General features: G+C 39.1%; 18 protein-coding genes. 15 read left to right on the plus strand and 3 right to left on the minus strand.

Annotation, left to right across the window (positions count from 1 at the left end):
* The first annotated feature begins 103 nt into the window (after window positions 1-103).
* Window positions 104-2,554 carry a primosomal protein N' gene (priA, locus tag OLM56_RS10135; RefSeq protein WP_264526878.1) on the plus strand — a complete coding sequence of 817 codons (2,451 nt, stop codon included), beginning with the start codon at window positions 104-106 and terminating at the stop codon, window positions 2,552-2,554.
* Here the strand turns inward: priA and OLM56_RS10140 are convergent.
* Window positions 2,551-3,246: a LytR/AlgR family response regulator transcription factor gene (locus tag OLM56_RS10140; RefSeq protein WP_056065783.1), complete on the minus strand. Its 696-nt coding sequence runs from the start codon at window positions 3,244-3,246 to the stop codon at window positions 2,551-2,553. The genes priA and OLM56_RS10140 overlap by 4 nt on opposite strands.
* 172 nt (window positions 3,247-3,418) lie before the next feature.
* Here OLM56_RS10140 and rpsF point away from each other — a divergent pair, with 172 nt between their 5' ends.
* The 5 genes from rpsF to ligA all read left to right on the plus strand — a co-directional run bounded on the left by rpsF (window position 3,419) and on the right by ligA (window position 7,261).
* Window positions 3,419-3,760, plus strand: coding sequence for a 30S ribosomal protein S6 (rpsF, locus tag OLM56_RS10145; RefSeq protein ID WP_121376558.1), 342 nt, complete (start codon window positions 3,419-3,421; stop codon window positions 3,758-3,760).
* 5 nt (window positions 3,761-3,765) lie between these two features.
* Window positions 3,766-4,062 (plus strand): 30S ribosomal protein S18, encoded by a 297-nt coding sequence (gene rpsR / locus OLM56_RS10150; protein ID WP_002987043.1) that lies wholly within the window; start codon window positions 3,766-3,768, stop codon window positions 4,060-4,062.
* A gap of 63 nt (window positions 4,063-4,125) precedes the next feature.
* Complete coding sequence (rplI, locus tag OLM56_RS10155; RefSeq protein ID WP_121376557.1) at window positions 4,126-4,566, plus strand: 50S ribosomal protein L9; 441 nt, start codon at window positions 4,126-4,128, stop codon at window positions 4,564-4,566.
* Between the two features lie 146 nt (window positions 4,567-4,712).
* Window positions 4,713-5,189, plus strand: coding sequence for a DUF6495 family protein (locus OLM56_RS10160; protein ID WP_121376635.1), 477 nt, complete (start codon window positions 4,713-4,715; stop codon window positions 5,187-5,189).
* A gap of 74 nt (window positions 5,190-5,263) precedes the next feature.
* The gene (gene ligA / locus OLM56_RS10165) at window positions 5,264-7,261 is read left to right on the plus strand and encodes an NAD-dependent DNA ligase LigA (protein WP_264526879.1); all 1,998 of its coding nucleotides are present in this window, start codon (window positions 5,264-5,266) and stop codon (window positions 7,259-7,261) included.
* A 67-nt stretch (window positions 7,262-7,328) separates the two neighbouring features.
* On the opposite strand, the gene OLM56_RS10170 is transcribed toward ligA, so the two are convergent.
* Together OLM56_RS10170 and OLM56_RS10175 are read right to left on the minus strand one after the other, a co-directional pair.
* Window positions 7,329-8,243, minus strand: coding sequence for a bifunctional metallophosphatase/5'-nucleotidase (locus OLM56_RS10170; protein WP_264526880.1), 915 nt, complete (start codon window positions 8,241-8,243; stop codon window positions 7,329-7,331).
* A 34-nt stretch (window positions 8,244-8,277) separates the two neighbouring features.
* Window positions 8,278-9,057, minus strand: a complete 780-nt coding sequence (locus tag OLM56_RS10175; RefSeq protein ID WP_264526881.1) for a 5'-nucleotidase C-terminal domain-containing protein — start codon at window positions 9,055-9,057, stop codon at window positions 8,278-8,280.
* A 49-nt stretch (window positions 9,058-9,106) separates the two neighbouring features.
* Here OLM56_RS10175 and OLM56_RS10180 point away from each other — a divergent pair, with 49 nt between their 5' ends.
* From OLM56_RS10180 to fabV, 9 genes are all read left to right on the plus strand, one after another.
* Window positions 9,107-9,625 carry a DUF6913 domain-containing protein gene (locus tag OLM56_RS10180; protein ID WP_121376553.1) on the plus strand — a complete coding sequence of 173 codons (519 nt, stop codon included), beginning with the start codon at window positions 9,107-9,109 and terminating at the stop codon, window positions 9,623-9,625.
* Between the two features lie 2 nt (window positions 9,626-9,627).
* Window positions 9,628-10,509: a 4-hydroxy-tetrahydrodipicolinate synthase gene (gene dapA, locus OLM56_RS10185; protein WP_121376552.1), complete on the plus strand. Its 882-nt coding sequence runs from the start codon at window positions 9,628-9,630 to the stop codon at window positions 10,507-10,509.
* Between the two features lie 18 nt (window positions 10,510-10,527).
* Window positions 10,528-11,037, plus strand: coding sequence for a ferritin (locus OLM56_RS10190; RefSeq protein WP_121376551.1), 510 nt, complete (start codon window positions 10,528-10,530; stop codon window positions 11,035-11,037).
* Between the two features lie 171 nt (window positions 11,038-11,208).
* Window positions 11,209-12,015, plus strand: a complete 807-nt coding sequence (locus OLM56_RS10195) for an outer membrane protein assembly factor BamD (protein ID WP_121376634.1) — start codon at window positions 11,209-11,211, stop codon at window positions 12,013-12,015.
* A gap of 9 nt (window positions 12,016-12,024) precedes the next feature.
* Complete coding sequence (locus OLM56_RS10200) at window positions 12,025-12,342, plus strand: DNA-directed RNA polymerase subunit omega (RefSeq protein ID WP_121376550.1); 318 nt, start codon at window positions 12,025-12,027, stop codon at window positions 12,340-12,342.
* A gap of 5 nt (window positions 12,343-12,347) precedes the next feature.
* Window positions 12,348-13,559, plus strand: a complete 1,212-nt coding sequence (coaBC, locus tag OLM56_RS10205; protein ID WP_264526882.1) for a bifunctional phosphopantothenoylcysteine decarboxylase/phosphopantothenate--cysteine ligase CoaBC — start codon at window positions 12,348-12,350, stop codon at window positions 13,557-13,559.
* Window positions 13,552-14,436: a DUF4835 family protein gene (locus OLM56_RS10210; RefSeq protein ID WP_121376548.1), complete on the plus strand. Its 885-nt coding sequence runs from the start codon at window positions 13,552-13,554 to the stop codon at window positions 14,434-14,436. The genes coaBC and OLM56_RS10210 overlap by 8 nt, the downstream gene beginning before the upstream one ends.
* A 133-nt stretch (window positions 14,437-14,569) precedes the next feature.
* The gene (gene recN / locus OLM56_RS10215) at window positions 14,570-16,222 is read left to right on the plus strand and encodes a DNA repair protein RecN (RefSeq protein ID WP_264526883.1); all 1,653 of its coding nucleotides are present in this window, start codon (window positions 14,570-14,572) and stop codon (window positions 16,220-16,222) included.
* Window positions 16,223-16,294: 72 nt separating this feature from the next.
* On the plus strand, window positions 16,295-17,488 hold the full coding sequence (gene fabV / locus OLM56_RS10220) for an enoyl-ACP reductase FabV (protein ID WP_182493755.1): 1,194 nt from the start codon (window positions 16,295-16,297) through the stop codon (window positions 17,486-17,488).
* Window positions 17,489-17,629 lie beyond the last annotated feature (141 nt).

Here is a 17,629-nt window from a genome sequence, read left to right on the forward strand (position 1 = left end):
TGTCAGAGAAGTAAAAAATGACATACTTTTTTGAAACATGTGTCCGTAATAAATCCAAATTCAACCCAAAATCCTATCTTTGTATAAACCAAAAAGCCATTAAATGTATTTTGTAGAAGTCATTCTTCCCCTGTCACTGTCCAAAACTTTTACCTATAAAGTTTCAGAAGCAGAATACAACTACATCAAAAAAGGAATGCGCATTGCAGTCCCTTTCGGCAAGAGCAAGATCTATACGGCGCTGGCAATCGAGCTCCATCAAAACGAGCCCACGCTCTACGAAGCCAAAGAAATCCACCAGATATTAGACGAGTCGCCTTTAGTGACCGAAATACAGATTGCCCATTGGCAATGGATCGCCTCCTATTATATGTGTGCCATCGGCGATGTGTACCGCGGTGCCATGCCGTCGGCCTTCCTGCTCGAAAGCGAAACCATCATTTCGCAAAAGCAAGATGCCGTAGTCGACGAGCTGCAGCTTACCGACGAAGAATTCCTGATTTATGATGCACTGCAGCACCAAAGCTCGCTTAAAGTACAAGACATAATGGGTATAGTAGGCAAGAAGAACGTCTTTCCCATTATCCAAAAACTGATTGACCGCAATATCTTGGTACTCCAAGAAGAAGTCATAGAACTCTACAAGCCCAAGCTCACGCGCTACATCCGCCTGCACCAAGACTATGCCGCCGAAGAAAATCTGGTAGCGCTCTTAGACAATCTGAAAAACGCCAAGAAGCAGAAAGACATCCTGCTCAGTTATTTTCAGCTCAATGCGGCGCAGAAGAAGCCCATTTCCGTAAAGCAATTGGTAGAAAATTCAAAAGTCTCGTCCACTGTCGTAAAAGCATTGGTAGACAAAAACATTTTTGAAGAATACCACCTGCAAGAAGACCGCGTTTCTTTCGATAAAAACCAAAAAGAAAAGAACCTGCAGCTAAGCACCGCACAGCAGCAAGCCTTTGACGGAATCGCCGCCGCCTTTACCGAAAAAGACGTATGCCTCCTGCATGGCGTAACCTCCAGCGGCAAGACCGAAATTTACATACAGCTTATCGAAGACTATCTGGCAGCCGGAAAACAAGTGCTCTATCTTCTGCCCGAAATTGCCCTTACGACCCAATTGGTCGGCAGGCTTACGTCTTATTTCGGAAACCAAGTAGCCGTCTTCCATTCCAAATACACCAACAATGAACGCGTAGAGGTCTGGAGACAAGTGCTGGAAGATTCGCCAAAAGCCAAGATCGTGATAGGAGCAAGGTCGGCGCTATTTCTGCCGTTCCAAGAGTTAGGACTCATTATTATAGACGAAGAACACGAGCAGACGTTCAAGCAATACGATCCCGCTCCGAGATACCATGCCCGCGATGCCGCTATCGTTTTGGCGAATTCCCACAAATCAAAAGTGCTTTTAGGTTCTGCCACGCCAAGCCTGGAAACCTATTTTAATGCAGCAAGTAGCAAATACGGCCTTGTAGAAATTACCGAACGCTTCGGCAACGTCATGATGCCCGAAATCGAACTGGTAGACCTCAAAGACAAATACTTCCGCAAAAGGATGAAAGGCCATTTTAGCGATACCCTTTTAGAAAACATGGCAGAAGCCCTGGCTTTGGGAGAGCAGATTATCCTCTTCCAAAACCGACGCGGCTATTCGCCTGTATTGGAATGTATCACCTGCGGCCACGTGCCCGAATGTCCCCAATGTGACGTCAGCCTGACCTATCATAAAAACAAAAACCAGCTCCGTTGCCATTATTGCGGCTACTCTATGGCCAAGCCGACCAACTGCCACAACTGCTCCAGCGTAGACCTGACAACCAAAGGTTTCGGAACCGAACAGATTGAGATGGAACTCGCTTCGCTGTTTCCAGAAAAGAAAACTGGACGCATGGACCAAGATACCACCCGCGGCAAATACGGCTACGAAAAGATCATCGACAGCTTCAAGAACCGCGAAATAGATATCTTGGTCGGAACCCAGATGTTAGCAAAAGGATTGGACTTCGACAATGTGTCCTTAGTCGGAATCATGAATGCCGACAATATGCTCTACCATCCTGATTTTCGTGCCTTTGAAAGAAGCTACCAGATGATGACGCAGGTATCGGGAAGGGCAGGACGCTCCGAAAAAAGAGGCAAGGTCGTCATCCAGACCTACAATCCGAACCACAATACCATCCAGCAGGTTACCAACAACGATTATATCGGCATGTATAAGGAACAATTATACGACCGCCATATCTTTAAATACCCTCCTTATTATAGGCTGATCAAGATTACGCTCAAGCACCGTGATTTCGACAAGCTGAAAGAAGGAGCCATGTGGCTGTACCAAGTCATGAGCCAAAATCTGGACATGCCTGTTTTAGGTCCGGAAGAACCTGCCATAAGTCGCATACGAAACGAATACATCCGCACGATCATGATCAAGATTCCGCAAAACCAGCCATTAGGAGGCATAAAAAAAACTATCCAGAAAATGCTGAATAGTTTTGAAGCGGTACCGCAATATAGGCCGATAAAGACGGCTGTTAATGTCGATTTTTATTAGGCCGAAGCTAGGGCTTTCACCAAATCTTCTTTTTTGTTTCTGCTCAATGGGATTTTAGTCACGCCGATCTCTGCAAACTTGCTGTTGAATTTGTCTACCTTGTCAATATTGATAATAAAGGACTTGTGTACGCGTATAAAACGTTCTTTAGACAAATCGTTCTCAAAAGATTTCATGGTCGACAATACCAGATGGTTCTCGTCTTCGGTAACCACCTTTACATAGTCGCCATACGCTTCAATCCATTTGATTTTAGACGTAAAAATCTTCAGTTTCTTAAGATTGCTCTTGATAAAGATATGCTCGCTGTCTTCATCGATATTTTCCTTACGCAACAAATATAAGTCCATAGCTCTTTTTACGGCAGCATTAAAGCGCTGCGGCGAAATAGGCTTTTGGAGATAATCGGTAGCATCATAATCAAACGCCTTCACGGCATATTCTGCTTTAGAAGTAATAAAGATAATCTGCGGTTTTACTTTTAAACCGTCAAGCAAATCAAAACCGTTAATGACGGGCATTTCGATATCGAGAAAAATAAGGTCTACCTCTTTATTGGTAAGACAATTCTTTGTTTCTATGGCATTTGAAAAATCGCCCACCAAATTCAGGTTCGGATGATTGGCAACCAGCTTGGTTACCGTCATTCTCTGAATGGCACTGTCATCCACTACGACACAATTCAATTTCATAATAATCGGAATTTATAGATTGGGTACGATAAATGTAGGATAATTTTTTTATAAAAAAACAATCTTTTGCCCGTTTTTTTGTACTTCGTCGAATATAGTCATTTTTCGCTTGCAGATTAAAAATAAATAGTTACTTTTGCACCCAATTTTATAACAAATAAAATATATTATTATGAATCATTATGAGACTGTTTTCATCTTGAATCCCGTTTTATCTGAAGTACAGGTAAAGGAAACAGTAAGCAAATTCGAAGATTTTCTTACTTCCAGAGGAGCAGAGATGGTATCAAAAGAGGATTGGGGCCTAAAAAAAATGGCGTACGAAATCCAACACAAAAAAAGTGGTTTTTACCATTTATTTGAGTTCAAAGTAGCTCCTGAAGTATTAATCGCTTTCGAAACTGAATTCAGACGTGACGAAAGAGTTATGCGTTTCTTGACTGTAAGTCTTGATAAACATGCAATTTCTTGGGCAGAAAGAAGAAGAGCAAAATTAAAAGCAGCTAAAGCGTAATTATTATGTCAACGATCGAACAATCAGCAAAAGGAAAAAAAGACGGAGATATCAGATATCTAACGCCTTTGAACATAGAAACTAACAAAACTAAAAAGTATTGTCGTTTCAAAAAATCTGGAATCAAATATATCGATTATAAAGATGCAGATTTCTTATTGAAATTCGTTAACGAGCAAGGGAAAATCCTTCCACGTCGTTTAACTGGAACTTCATTGAAATACCAAAGAAAAGTGTCTGTAGCTGTGAAAAGAGCAAGACATTTAGCTTTAATGCCATACGTGGCCGATTTACTAAAATAATAAAAACAAAGTTGTTGGTTTCTCGTCAAACGGAACCTAACTTCTCTTAATAAGGACAACAACATGGAACTTATATTAAAAAAAGACGTACAAAATTTAGGTTTTAAAGACGATGTAGTAACTGTGAAAAACGGATACGGTCGTAACTTTTTGATCCCACAAGGTTTTGCTCAAATGGCAACTCCTTCTGCTAAAAAAGTATTAGCTGAAAACCTAAAGCAAAAAGCTCATAAAGAAGCTAAAATTGTTGACGATGCTAAGAAATTGGCTGAAGCACTAAAAGCTCTTGAAATCAAAATTGCTGCTAAAGCAGGTGGTGAGAAACTTTTCGGTTCTATCACTAACATCGATATTGCTGAAGCTTTAGAGAAACAAGGTCAATCAATCGACAGAAAATACATCACTTCTGGAATCGTTAAACGTACTGGTAAATATACTGCTAGTGTTAGATTGCACAGAGATGTTATCGTTGAGTTGCCTTACGAAATCGTAGCTGAGAAATAATATTTTCAAGTACTGAAATACAAAAGTCCCGATGCAAGTCGGGATTTTTTTTTAAATTAAAATAGCTTTAAGCAGAAAGCTATAAGCATTACGGAGTGAATGCTTAGAGCCTAAAGCCTATTGCTTACAGCTTTAAAGCATACATAATGAAATACAGAAGACTAACAAAAGAGCAATTCGAAGCGCTTCATCAAGAATTTGCGAATTTCTTGGCTACGCAATCAATCGATAAAAAAGAATGGGATACGATCAAGGCAGAAAAGCCTGAAGTAGCCGAACAAGAACTAGATGTGTTTTCAGACCTGATCTGGGAAGGCGTACTGACAGGAGCACACTACTTAGAGCACTTTTCTAAAAATTATATCTTTCTTTTTCACTGCCAGGAAAAAGTAGTGAAGTCTATCGTTTTGAAATCATTGGTACAAGAAGTCGATTTTATGACTAGAGAAGGCTTACAGTGGCTGAGCGACAATATGTTTACCGAAACCGTAGAAATCAAGCTAGGCCAAAAGGACTATGAAGAAGAAAGAAACAGCTCGATCTTCAACCTGATCCAGCAAGGCGCTATCTTGAGCGACGGCCAATTATACCTGCAAATTAATGGCATAATTCAGGCTTCATAAATACAAATATTTAGTAGAAATTGGTTATTTTAGTGCTCTGTTTTCAGAAAACTAAACTAGCCAATTTCTTTTTTATGGACATTCAGAATACCATCCAATCATTACGCGAAGAGCTCAACCTGCACAATCATAATTACTATGTCTTGGATACGCCCACGATATCCGATTATGATTTCGACCAAAAGCTAAAAGAGCTGCAAGATCTTGAAAGCAAGCATCCTGAGTTTTTTGATGAAAATTCCCCGACGCAGCGAGTGGGCGGTATGATTACCAAGAACTTCGCAACAATTACCCATAAAAACAGGATGTATTCCTTAGATAATTCCTATTCCAAAGAAGATGTATTGGATTGGGAAAAAAGAATCCAGAAGATTTTAGGCGATGTGCCTTTAGAATATACCTGTGAGCTAAAATACGACGGCGCTTCTATTTCCATGACCTACGAACACGGAAAGCTAAAACGCGCGGTAACGCGCGGCGATGGTTTTCAAGGCGATGAAGTAACGAATAACATCAAGACTATCAAATCCGTTCCGTTGCAGCTGAAAGGCGATTTTCCAGACAGTTTTGAAATACGCGGAGAGATTATCCTGCCATTGGAAGGTTTTGCCAAGATGAACCAGGAGTTGATTGAAATAGGCGAAACGCCTTATTCTAATCCTAGAAATACCGCCTCTGGCAGCTTGAAACTGCAAGACAGTACAGAAGTAGCCAAACGTCCATTAGATTGCTTATTGTATACTTTTATTGGTAATGATGTCAAATTTGCGACACATTTTGAAAGCCTTGAAAAAGCAAGAAGCTTTGGATTTAAAGTGCCCAAAGAAGCCAAATTGGTAAAAAATGTGGATGAGATTTTCGAATTTATCGATTACTGGAACATCCATCGCCATGAACTGCCGTATGAAACAGACGGCGTGGTTGTGAAAGTAAACAATCTGCACTATCAAGATGAATTAGGCTATACCTCAAAAGCGCCGCGTTGGGCGATTGCCTATAAATTCAAAGCAGAACAAGTTTCAACCAAATTAAATTCTATTTCGTATCAGGTGGGACGCACAGGAGCGATTACGCCGGTAGCAAATCTAGAGCCGGTACAATTGGCGGGTACGATCGTGAAGCGTGCTTCCTTGCATAACGCAGACCAGATTGAAAAACTCGATATTCGCGTTGGCGATGAAGTTTTTGTAGAAAAAGGAGGCGAGATTATCCCAAAGATTATCGGTGTAGACTTTACCAAGCGTTCTTTAGAGCTGCTGCCGACAGTTTACATAACCAATTGTCCAGAATGCCAGACCGAACTAATCCGAAAAGAAGGCGAAGCCCAGCATTATTGTCCGAACTTTTACGGCTGTCCGCCGCAGATTATCGGACGAATCCAGCACTATATTTCCCGAAAGGCGATGGATATTGAAGGATTAGGAGGAGAGACAGTTGCTTTGCTGTTTAATAATCACCTTGTGCAGAATTATGCCGATTTGTATGACCTTACGGTAGATCAAGTGATTCCGTTAGAAAGAATGGCGCAGAAATCGGCAGAAAACTTGGTCAATGGAATCGAGAAATCCAAAGAAGTTCCGTTTGAGAGAGTGTTATTTGCATTGGGGATCCGTTATGTAGGAGAGACCGTAGCAAAAAAACTTGCCAAGCATTACCAGACAATCGACAATTTGGGCAACGCCAGCTTAATGGACTTGATACTGGTAGATGAAATCGGAGAACGAATTGCGCAAAGTGTTGTAGAATTCTTTGAAAATCCAGAGAACCAGATAATCATCCAGAGATTAAAAGATTACGGCGTACAATTGGAAGCAAAAACAGTCTTTAATCCAGATGCGACCGATAAACTAGCAGGCAAGACCTTTGTAGTTTCGGGAGTATTTGAGAAATTCTCACGTGATGACCTAAAGAAATCCATAGAAGATAACGGCGGAAAGGTAGGAAGTTCTATTTCTGCCAAGACCGATTATGTAGTCGCAGGCGATAATATGGGACCAGCAAAACTGGAAAAAGCAAATAAACTAAACGTACCGATAATTTCGGAAGATGATTTTATCGCAATGTTGCAGTAATATTGAAAGTAACTACTAAAAAAGGCTCGTGATATACGAGCCTTTTTTATTTTGGATATTGTTGCCGTTAGACCACTATAGTCCTTCCGGAATGCGATTTGTTTTTGTCTGTATCAAAATAAAAATCAATACGTCCAAGGTTGATTCCGTAGCAGCCTACTTGGTTTACTAAAGTATCAATTCCGTCAAGGTTTTTTACGATGGTCGGCTTGTCAAGGAAAGTATGCGTATGCCCGCCAATAATCAAATCGATATCTCTTGTAGCAGCGGCTAATTTTAAATCAGAAACTTTGTTCGGGTCGTTTTTGTAAGCGTATCCGATGTGAGAAAGGCAAATAATCAGGTCGCATTTCTCCTGTGTTTTTAAGATTCGCGTCATTTCTTGCGATACGGAAATGGGGTCGTTATAAACAGTTTCTTTGTAGTTTTTCTTATCTACCAAGCCGTCCAATTCAACGCCCAATCCAAAAACGCCAATCTTGATGCCGTCTTTCACAAAAATCTTATAGGGCTTGACGATTCCGTCCAATACCGTATTTTTAAAATCATAGTTAGCACTGACGAAGTCAAATTTGGCATTGTGCAATTGCGAATAAAAACCGTCAATTCTGTTGTCGAAATCGTGATTTCCCATTGTAGCCAGATCGTATTTTAGCATGCTCATTAGCTTAAATTCCAATTCGCCGCCGTAATAATTGAAATAAGGCGTGCCTTGAAAAATGTCACCCGCATCTAAAAGCAACACGTTTGGATTTTCTTTACGGATGCTTTCAATCAAGCTGGCTCTTCTTGAAACACCGCCCATATTTGGGTTTTTGGCGTCTGTTGCCGGAAACGGATCGATATGACTGTGCACGTCATTTGTGTGCAGAATGGTAATGTGTTTTTTATCAATCGGCGCAAAGCTGCTCAATGACAATCCGCCAACAGTCAATAATGCGGAACCGGCTACTGTTTTTTGTATAAAATCTCTTCTTTTCATTTTTGTGTCTTTTTGGCTTCTTTAGAATTGGGAACTACTCAACAATAATTCTCTTGTTCGTCAAAACAGGAATGGTGTCGGTTTCTTTGAAATAATCGACCCAGACGTTTCGAAGTTTGTAATCTAAAGAAGTTACGGTTCCTTTTTTAAAGAAATTCATGCTGTCGCCGCCGTTGTACAGATAGTCATTCGTGGCTACGTAATAGATTTTGTTTAGATCTAAAGGTTTTCCTTGTACCGTAATGCTTTTGTAGGCTGAAGCATCTTTATTCAAGATAATTTCCATTCCCGAAAGCGGATGCGGTTTTTTCTCAGCAATCAGATAATTGACCATTTCTACAATCTGCTCGCCTTTTAAGGCAACCACTACCAATTCGTTTTCAAAAGGCATTAATTCAAAGGCGGTACGTGTCGTTACGTTTCCTTTTGAAATCATGCTTCGTATGCCGCCATGGTTCAACAGGCAGATATCGACAGATTTGTTTTCGCGCTTTTGAAAAATTTTATTGGCTGCGTCAAGTGTTATATCGGCCTGAAGGCTTCCAATACTGGTCTGCCATTCACCTTTGCTCTTGTCTAAAGTTTCCGGTGCATAGGCCAAAACCTGATTCATGTCTTTGTCGATATTTTCGCGATAAGGTTTTATAAATTCCTCGATAGCAGGAGTTTCCGGGTTTGTATTGGTGACGCCGATTTGCTTTCCTTCGATTTTAGAAACATATGCTTTTTGATTCGAGCAAGAAAGTGCAAGAAATAATGTTAGAATTAAAACAAATTGTCTTGCAGCGGCGTTATAGTTTTTTAGTTTTAGCATCTGAAATACGGCTTATTTAATTAAATTTGTAATCACAAGTAAAAGTACTATGTTTTTAAAATTTTTCAAGAATTTTTCTGCAAAAAGAACATTAAAAAATAGTTCCCTGCATGTAAAGGGAAACCCTTCGACCGAAACGATAAAAACAGTCGGACTGCTCATTGATAAGACCTATTTTGAAGACAAAGTCAATTTGATAGAAGAGCTTTTGGCTAACGGAATCAAGAGAGAAGACATACAAATTTTGCTTTATAAAGACCGTTTCAAGAAAAAAGAAGTTATTAATTATCCGAGTTTCAGCCACAAAGATTTGAGCTGGAAAGGAACGCTGGAAAATAAGAATGTAAGGGACTTTGCCGAGAAGGAATTTGATATGCTCATCAGCTATTACGATACTGAGAAAGCGCCCTTGATGATTACGACTTTCAAGTCGAAAGCGAATTTTAAAGTGGGATTTTCAACCATCGACAAAAGATTGAATCATTTTATGATCAATACCAATGCCGAAAATTATAAGGTTTTTGTTTCTGAATTATTCAAATATCTAAAAATACTAAATAAAATATAATTATGCAGTCACTTATTGGAACAGGCGTTGCGCTTGTCACACCATTCAAAAAAGATTTTTCTGTTGATGTCGAGGCCTTAAAAAGAATCGTAAATTATCAGATCGATAACGGAATCAACTACCTTGTTGTTTTAGGAACGACAGGCGAGCCGGCTACATTAAAGAAAGAAGAAAAAGAATTGGTCATAAAAACCGTAATCGAAACCAATAACGGAAGATTGCCGTTGGTTTTGGGTGTTGGTGGCAATAATACTGCAGAAGTTGTGGAGGAGCTAAAAACCAGAGATTTTACAGGATTTTCAGCAGTTCTTTCTGTTTCGCCTTACTATAACAAGCCTACGCAAGAAGGAATCTATCAGCATTTTAAAGCGATTGCAGAAGCTTCGCCGCTTCCGGTAATCTTGTACAATGTTCCGGGAAGAACAGCTAGCAATGTCTTGCCGTCGACGGTACTTCGCTTGGCGAATGATTTCAAAAATGTAGTGGGAATTAAAGAAGCTGCAGGAGATATCGTTCAGGCTATGAAATTGATTCAAGACAAGCCAAAAGATTTCTTGGTAATTTCTGGCGATGATATGGTAACACTGCCGATGGTTTTGGCGGGTGGAGCAGGAGTGATTTCGGTAATTGCAGAAGGTTTTCCAAAGCAATTTTCGGAAATGGTGCGTTTGGGATTGGAAAGAAAAGTGGACGAGGCTTACCAGTTGCATTACCAACTTGCCGATTCTATCGACATGATTTTTGAGCAAGGAAACCCAGCCGGTGTTAAAGAAATCTTTAAATCTTTGGGATTGTCAGAAAATACAGTACGTTTGCCATTAGTTAATGTTAACGAAGATTTAGCAGGCAGAATTGACCAGTTTGTTAAAAAAACAGTAAATTAGTTTCAAAAAATAAAGATTATGTTGTCACAAACCATACAAGACGCGCTAAACAAACAAATAAAAGTAGAAGGAGATTCTTCTCAGATTTATCTTGCGATGGCTTCTTGGGCTGAAGTTCAAGGTTTTGAAGGAATATCAACTTTTATGTTTGCGCAGTCTGAAGAAGAAAGAATGCACATGCTGAAATTGGTAAAATACATCAACCAAAGAGGCGGCCAGGCTAAAATATCTGCTACTGTTGAGCCTGTACTTGATTTGTCAAGCTATAAAGTGCTTTTCAAGCAATTATTGCAGCATGAAATTAAAGTTTCCGAAAGCATCAACGACTTGGTTGGTATTGCGTTAGATGAAAGAGACTATGCGACTCACAATTTCTTGCAATGGTATGTTGCCGAGCAGATCGAGGAAGAAGCAAATGCTAGATATATCCTAGATAAAATCAATTTGATCGGTGACGACAAAGGAGGTTTGTATCTTTTTGATAACGAAATGAAAAACTTTACGAGTCCGATTGCGACTGGAAAATAAATACAGAATTTAATCGTTAGAAAGGTGTCATTTTATTTGGCATCTTTTTTATTTTTAAGTCTTTTTGGAGCCTTAAAAAAATGTTTTTTTAATCTATAATTAATAACTAAATTTGCGGTTGATTTTTATACAGCCTCAAAAAGCTTGAAATCAGTAAATACAATCTTGAAAATGAACAGAATATTTTACATACTTTTAATCGCAATAGCCCTTGGTTCTTGCAGTCCTTATCAAAAAGCCTTAAAATCAGAGGATATCGCTGTAAAATATGACATCGCTTCAAAAATGTATGACGCTGGAAAATATACAAAAGCAATTCGACTTTTTGAGCAGATTGCGCCTTCTTACAGAGGAAAACCTGCGGCAGAAAAAATGTTCTATATGTTTGCGCAGTCGTATTATAAGACAAAACAGCATTATCTTGCCGGCTATCAGTTTGAAAGCTTTACATCAAGCTACCCAAAAAGCGAAAAGGCCGAAGAAGCTGCTTTCTTGAGTGCTGAAAGCTATTCAAAACTATCTCCGAGATATACTTTAGATCAAACGGATACGGATAAAGCAATCGATAAGTTACAAGCGTTTATCAATCTGTATCCAAATTCTGAATACCTGCCAAGAGCGAACGAGATCGTAAAGACATTAAGAGAGAAGCTAGAGAAAAAAGCTTTTGAAAACGCAAAACAATACCATACGATTGGCGGTTATACACGTGATTATTCTGCAGCTATAAAGGCGTTAGACAATTTTATTGCAGACTATCCAGGAACGCCTTTCAAAGAAGATGCTCTATATTACAGATTTGATTCGGCTTATATTTTGGCCATCAATAGTGTAGAAAGCAAAAAGCAAGAACGATTGAACTTAGCGAAAGCTTCGTATGCCAATCTGATAAAATTTAATGAGTCGACACAATACAAAAAAGAAGTCGATGAAAAGCTTGCAAGAATCGAAAAAGAATTACAACAATTTTCTAATTAAATAAAAGTCATGGATTTAAAAAAGACTAATGCTCCAGTAAACACAATTACTTATAATAAGAGTGTGATTGAGGAACCGACAGGTAATGTGTATGAAGCGATTACGATTATGGCTAAAAGAGCAAATCAAATTAACTCTGAGATCAAAAAAGAATTAACAGAGAAATTAGAAGAGTTTGCTACCTATAATGACAGCTTAGAAGAAATTTTTGAAAACAAAGAGCAAATCGAAGTTTCGAAATTCTACGAAAAATTGCCAAAACCACACGCTTTAGCGGTACAGGAATGGCTAGAAGATAAAATCTATTACAGAGATACTACTAAATAATTACGATGTCTGTTTTAAGTGGTAAAAAAATAGTGCTGGGAGTTTCCGGTGGGATTGCCGCATATAAAACAGCTTCGCTAGTAAGATTATTCATAAAAGCAGGCGCCGATGTCCAAGTGGTCATGACGCCTGCTTCTAAGGATTTTGTGACACCGCTCACGCTTTCCACGCTTTCTAAAAATCCGGTACATTCTACTTTTTACAACGAAGAGGACGAAAATGCTGTCTGGAACAATCATGTCGAATTAGGTCTTTGGGCCGATTTGATGCTTATTGCTCCCGCTACGGCAAATACGTTGTCTAAGATGGCTAATGGTGTCTGTGACAACCTTTTGATTGCGACTTACCTTTCTGCTAAATGTCCGGTTTATTTTGCGCCTGCAATGGATTTGGATATGTATAAGCATCCTTCAACTTTAGCGAGTTTCAGATTATTAGAACAATTCGGGAATACAATTATTCCTGCCGAGTCAGGCGAATTGGCAAGCGGACTTTCAGGCGAAGGAAGAATGGCTGAACCTGAAAATATTATTGCCTTTCTTGAAGCTGATCTCGAAAGCAAATTGCCTTTAAAAGGAAAAAAAATACTAATTACTGCCGGACCTACATACGAAGCCATAGACCCCGTGCGTTTTATAGGCAACCATTCCTCTGGAAAGATGGGATTTGATATTGCAGAACAAGCAGCCAGCTTAGGAGCAGAAGTTATTTTGATTTCTGGACCGACGCACTTGAAGCCTAAAAGTTCCAAGATTCAGCAGATCAGCGTGACTTCGGCACAGCAGATGTATGATGTTTCGCATGATTATTTCGATGCTGTTGATGCGGCCATAGCGGCAGCGGCAGTTGCGGATTATAGGCCTAAATTTCCTGCATCACAAAAAATAAAAAAGACGGAAGACGCTTTTACAATCGAGTTAGAAAAAACACAAGATATTCTCGCTTCTTTAGGAAAGCTGAAGAAAAAACAATTTCTGGTAGGATTTGCTTTAGAAACAGAAAATGAAATTGAAAATGCGAAGCAGAAAATCCAGAAAAAAAACCTAGATTTGATTGTTCTCAATTCATTGCAGGATGAAGGAGCTGGTTTTGGAAAATCGACAAATAAAGTTACCTTTATAGACAAGAATTTCAACATCGAGCCGATGCCTCTTAAATCAAAAGAAGCCGTGGCTGAAGATATTTTAAATAAAGTAATACAACATTTTTATGCGTAAGATATTATTTCTTTTGTTGCTCGTTGCCGGATCTGTTCAGGCTCAAGAATTGAACTGTACCGTAAAAATAAATTTCGACAGGATTACGAATGCCAATACGCAGATTTTTAAAACTCTGGAGCGTTCCTTGACCGAATTTGTAAACAAGACAAGATGGACAAACCAGACTTTTGGAGAAAACGAACGTATCGAATCGACCATGTTCATCAACGTTTCTGCCTATAGTTCAGACCAATTTTCGGCATCTATTCAGGTGCAGTCATCACGTCCTGCATTTAATTCTACGTATTCTTCTCCGATTTTCAACTTTAACGACAAAGATTTTAATTTCAGGTATGTAGAGTTTGAAAATCTTATTTTCAATCCAAATAGCTATGATTCTAACTTAGTGTCGGTTATTGCCTTTTACAGCTATATCATCATGGGGCTGGATGCGGATTCTTTTTCGCCAAAAGGCGGAACTCCGTATTTTGAACTGGCACAAAATGTTGCAATCTTGGCACAGCAAGGCGGCTCAAAAGGATGGAACCAATCAGACGGTAATATCTCAAGATACTTTTTGATCAACGACCTGATGTCCAATACATTTGCTCCTTACAGAGAAGCGCTTTACCAATACCATTCAACCGGAATTGACGTGATGAGTGACGACCTAAAAAAAGGAAAAGAAAATATCAAAAATTCTATAAAAACACTAGCTCAAATTTATGAGCTTCGACCAAATGCATTACTGACTCGCGTATTTTTTGATGCAAAATCAGATGAAATTGTTTCGATTTATACAGGTGGGCCTTCCATAGGGATAGCAGATTTAGTTGAAAACCTCAACAGGATTTCTCCTCTAAATTCAAGCAAGTGGGGCGGAATCCGATTTTAATTTTTTGAAGCTTTAACCAGCTATCCGTTCCAATCTTTTTAGCAAAGGTACCTTTTGCTAAAAAGGATTTCCACTTCTATCTGGGCTAGGGCAACGGTGCAAATTTTTAACATCATCTCTAAATTTAAAGGCATTGCTGACATCACTATCCATAAAGAATTTTGCCCTTATCGAAAAGCTTGATATTGACTTTTCTGAGAATTTCTCTATCATTACAGGAGAGACAGGAGCCGGAAAATCGATCTTATTAGGTGCTTTAGGCTTAGTTTTGGGAAAAAGAGCGGACTTGAGCTCCCTAAAAAATAAAGAAGAAAAATGCGTCATCGAAGCGCAATTTGAAATAGCACGCTACAATCTCGAACCTTTTTTTGAAGCCAACGACTTGGATTTTGAAAAACAAACCATCATCAGAAGAGAAATACTTCCTTCCGGAAAATCAAGAGCCTTTGTCAATGACAGTCCTGTAAACCTTCAAGAACTTCAAGAGTTGGGCGAATTTCTGATCGATATCCATTCGCAGCATCAGACACAAGAACTTTCCGAAGAAAACTTCCAGTTCGATATTATTGATTCCATTGCCGGAAATGCAAAAGAAATAGCCGAATATAAAGCGCTATTAAAAAAATACAAAAACTTAAAAAGTAACCTGTCGGCACTAAAATCCAAGCTGCAAGATGCTTCAAAAGAACAAGATTATAATTCTTTTCTTTTAGAAGAATTGCTTGCTGCTAAATTAAAATCAGGAGAGCAAGAAGAGCTAGAAAGTACTTTTGAGCAGTTGAACAATGTCGAATTGATCAAGGAAAATCTAGATCGCTCGCTTTCAATCGCAGAAGAAGAGCAGTTCGGCGTACTTCATAACCTGAAAGAAATAAAAGCAGCTCTTCAAAAAATAGCCACCTTTTCACCAGATTATAACTCCTTGTCTGAAAGAGTAGCCAGCGTTTCCATCGAATTTGACGATATTGTTTCCGAATTGAACCAAATTGCCGAATCTTTGATGAATGATCCAGAACAATTGGATTTGGTCAATCAAAAACTGCAGACCATTTACAACCTGCAGCAAAAACACCAAGTCAAGACAATTGACGAATTGCTGGAAATCCAGAACAGCCTTGATGAAAAAGTTATTTCTGTAGATAGCCTGCAAGCAGAAATCGAAACAACAGAAAAAGAAATTACGGAAAGCGAAGCTCAATTGGATGCTATCGCTAAAACTATAAACGAAAAAAGACAAAAAGCAATTCCGGTGCTTACCGAAAAACTGATTGCTATTTTAGAGCTTTTGGGAATGCCCAACGTTCGCTTCCAGATTGAAGCTACTTTATCAGAAAGCTATCATGCTAATGGAAAAGACAATCTGCAATTTTTGTTTGCCGCAAATAAAGGTTCCGACTTTGGCTTGTTGAAAAAAACAGCTTCAGGAGGAGAATTGTCCAGAATTATGCTGGCCGTAAAATCAATTTTGGCACAGTATCAGAAGCTGCCGACCATCATTTTTGATGAAATTGATACAGGGGTTTCAGGAGAAATAGCCCATAAGATGGGAGAAATCATGAAAGAAATGAGCAAGACGATGCAAGTTTTTGCGATTACGCATTTGCCGCAGATTGCCGCCAAAGGGAACTCGCATTTCAAAGTATTCAAGTCGACAGTAGGGGAGCAGACGCAATCCGAACTTAAACTGCTTTCAAGCGAAGAAAGGATTGTCGAGATTGCGCAAATGCTTTCGGGAAAAGACATTTCCGACTCCGCCATAAATCACGCCAAGGCCTTGCTGAACTAAAAAAACAAAGGTATATTTGCCATTGCGGAAGCTAGTTTTATAATTTTTAATCGAATATATAAATACCATTTTATGATCATAGAACCAAGAATGAGAGGATTTATTTGCTTGACTGCACATCCAAAAGGTGCCGAGCAAAATGTTAAAAATCAGATTGAATACGTAAAGTCAAAAGGAAAAATTGAGGGTGCCAAAAAAGTCCTAGTGATTGGTGCTTCTACAGGATTTGGTTTGGCTTCTAGGATTACGAGCGCCTTTGGTTCTGATGCTGCTACTATTGGAATTTTCTTTGAAAAACCACCATTAGAAGGAAAAACAGCTTCTCCAGGCTGGTATAATTCGGCTGCTTTTGAAGCAGAAGCGCACAAAGCGGGTCTTTATGCAAAAAGCATAAATGGAGATGCTTTCTCGAATGAAGTGAAAGACCAAACCATAGATTTGATAAAAGCAGATTTAGGCCAAGTAGACTTGGTAATCTACAGTCTAGCTTCACCGGTAAGAACTAATCCGGTTACAGGAATCACGCACCGTTCGGTTTTAAAGCCAATAGGGAATACTTTTTCAAATAAAACAGTAGACTTCCATACAGGAAAAGTTTCAGAAATTTCGATAGAGCCAAGCAAAGAAGACGATATTGAAAATACAGTTGCCGTAATGGGCGGTGAAGATTGGTCTATGTGGATTGATGCCTTGAAAAAAGCAAATGTTTTGGCTCCAGGAGCGATGACAGTTGCCTATTCTTATATCGGGCCATCGTTGACAGAAGCCGTATACAGAAAAGGAACTATCGGGCGCGCAAAAGACCACCTAGAAGCGACAGCATTTTCGATTACAGACAGCCTGAAAGATATTGGAGGAAAAGCCTATGTTTCTGTAAACAAAGCTTTGGTTACGCAAGCAAGCTCCGCTATTCCTGTTATTCCATTATATATTTCGTTGCTTTACAAAGTAATGAAAGAAGAAGGAGTACATGAAGGAACTATCGAGCAAATTCAAAGATTATACCAAGAAAGATTGTACTCAGGAGGAGAAATCCCGACTGATGAAAAAGGAAGAATCCGAATTGACGATTGGGAAATGCGTGATGATATTCAAGAAAAAGTAGCTGCATTATGGACAAAAGCTACAACAGAAAACCTTGCTGAGATTGGAGATTTGGAAGGATATAGAAAAGATTTCTATCACCTTTTCGGCTTCGAAGTACAAGGAGTTGATTATGCAGCAGATGCAAACGAAATGGTAGGTATTGATAGCATAAAATCATAGTTTTATAGCTGTTTATAACTTTCTAATAAATAAGGAAGAAAATGTTAAGCCCGCGTAGATGCGGGCTTTTTGCATAATATAGGCTTAACGTTATGTTTAAATTCCTGCTTTTTATGTCTAACTTTCCAATTTTAACTTTTT

It is taken from the genome of Flavobacterium sp. N2550 (genome assembly GCF_025947265.1).
Taxonomy (GTDB): Bacteria; Bacteroidota; Bacteroidia; order Flavobacteriales; family Flavobacteriaceae; genus Flavobacterium; species Flavobacterium endophyticum.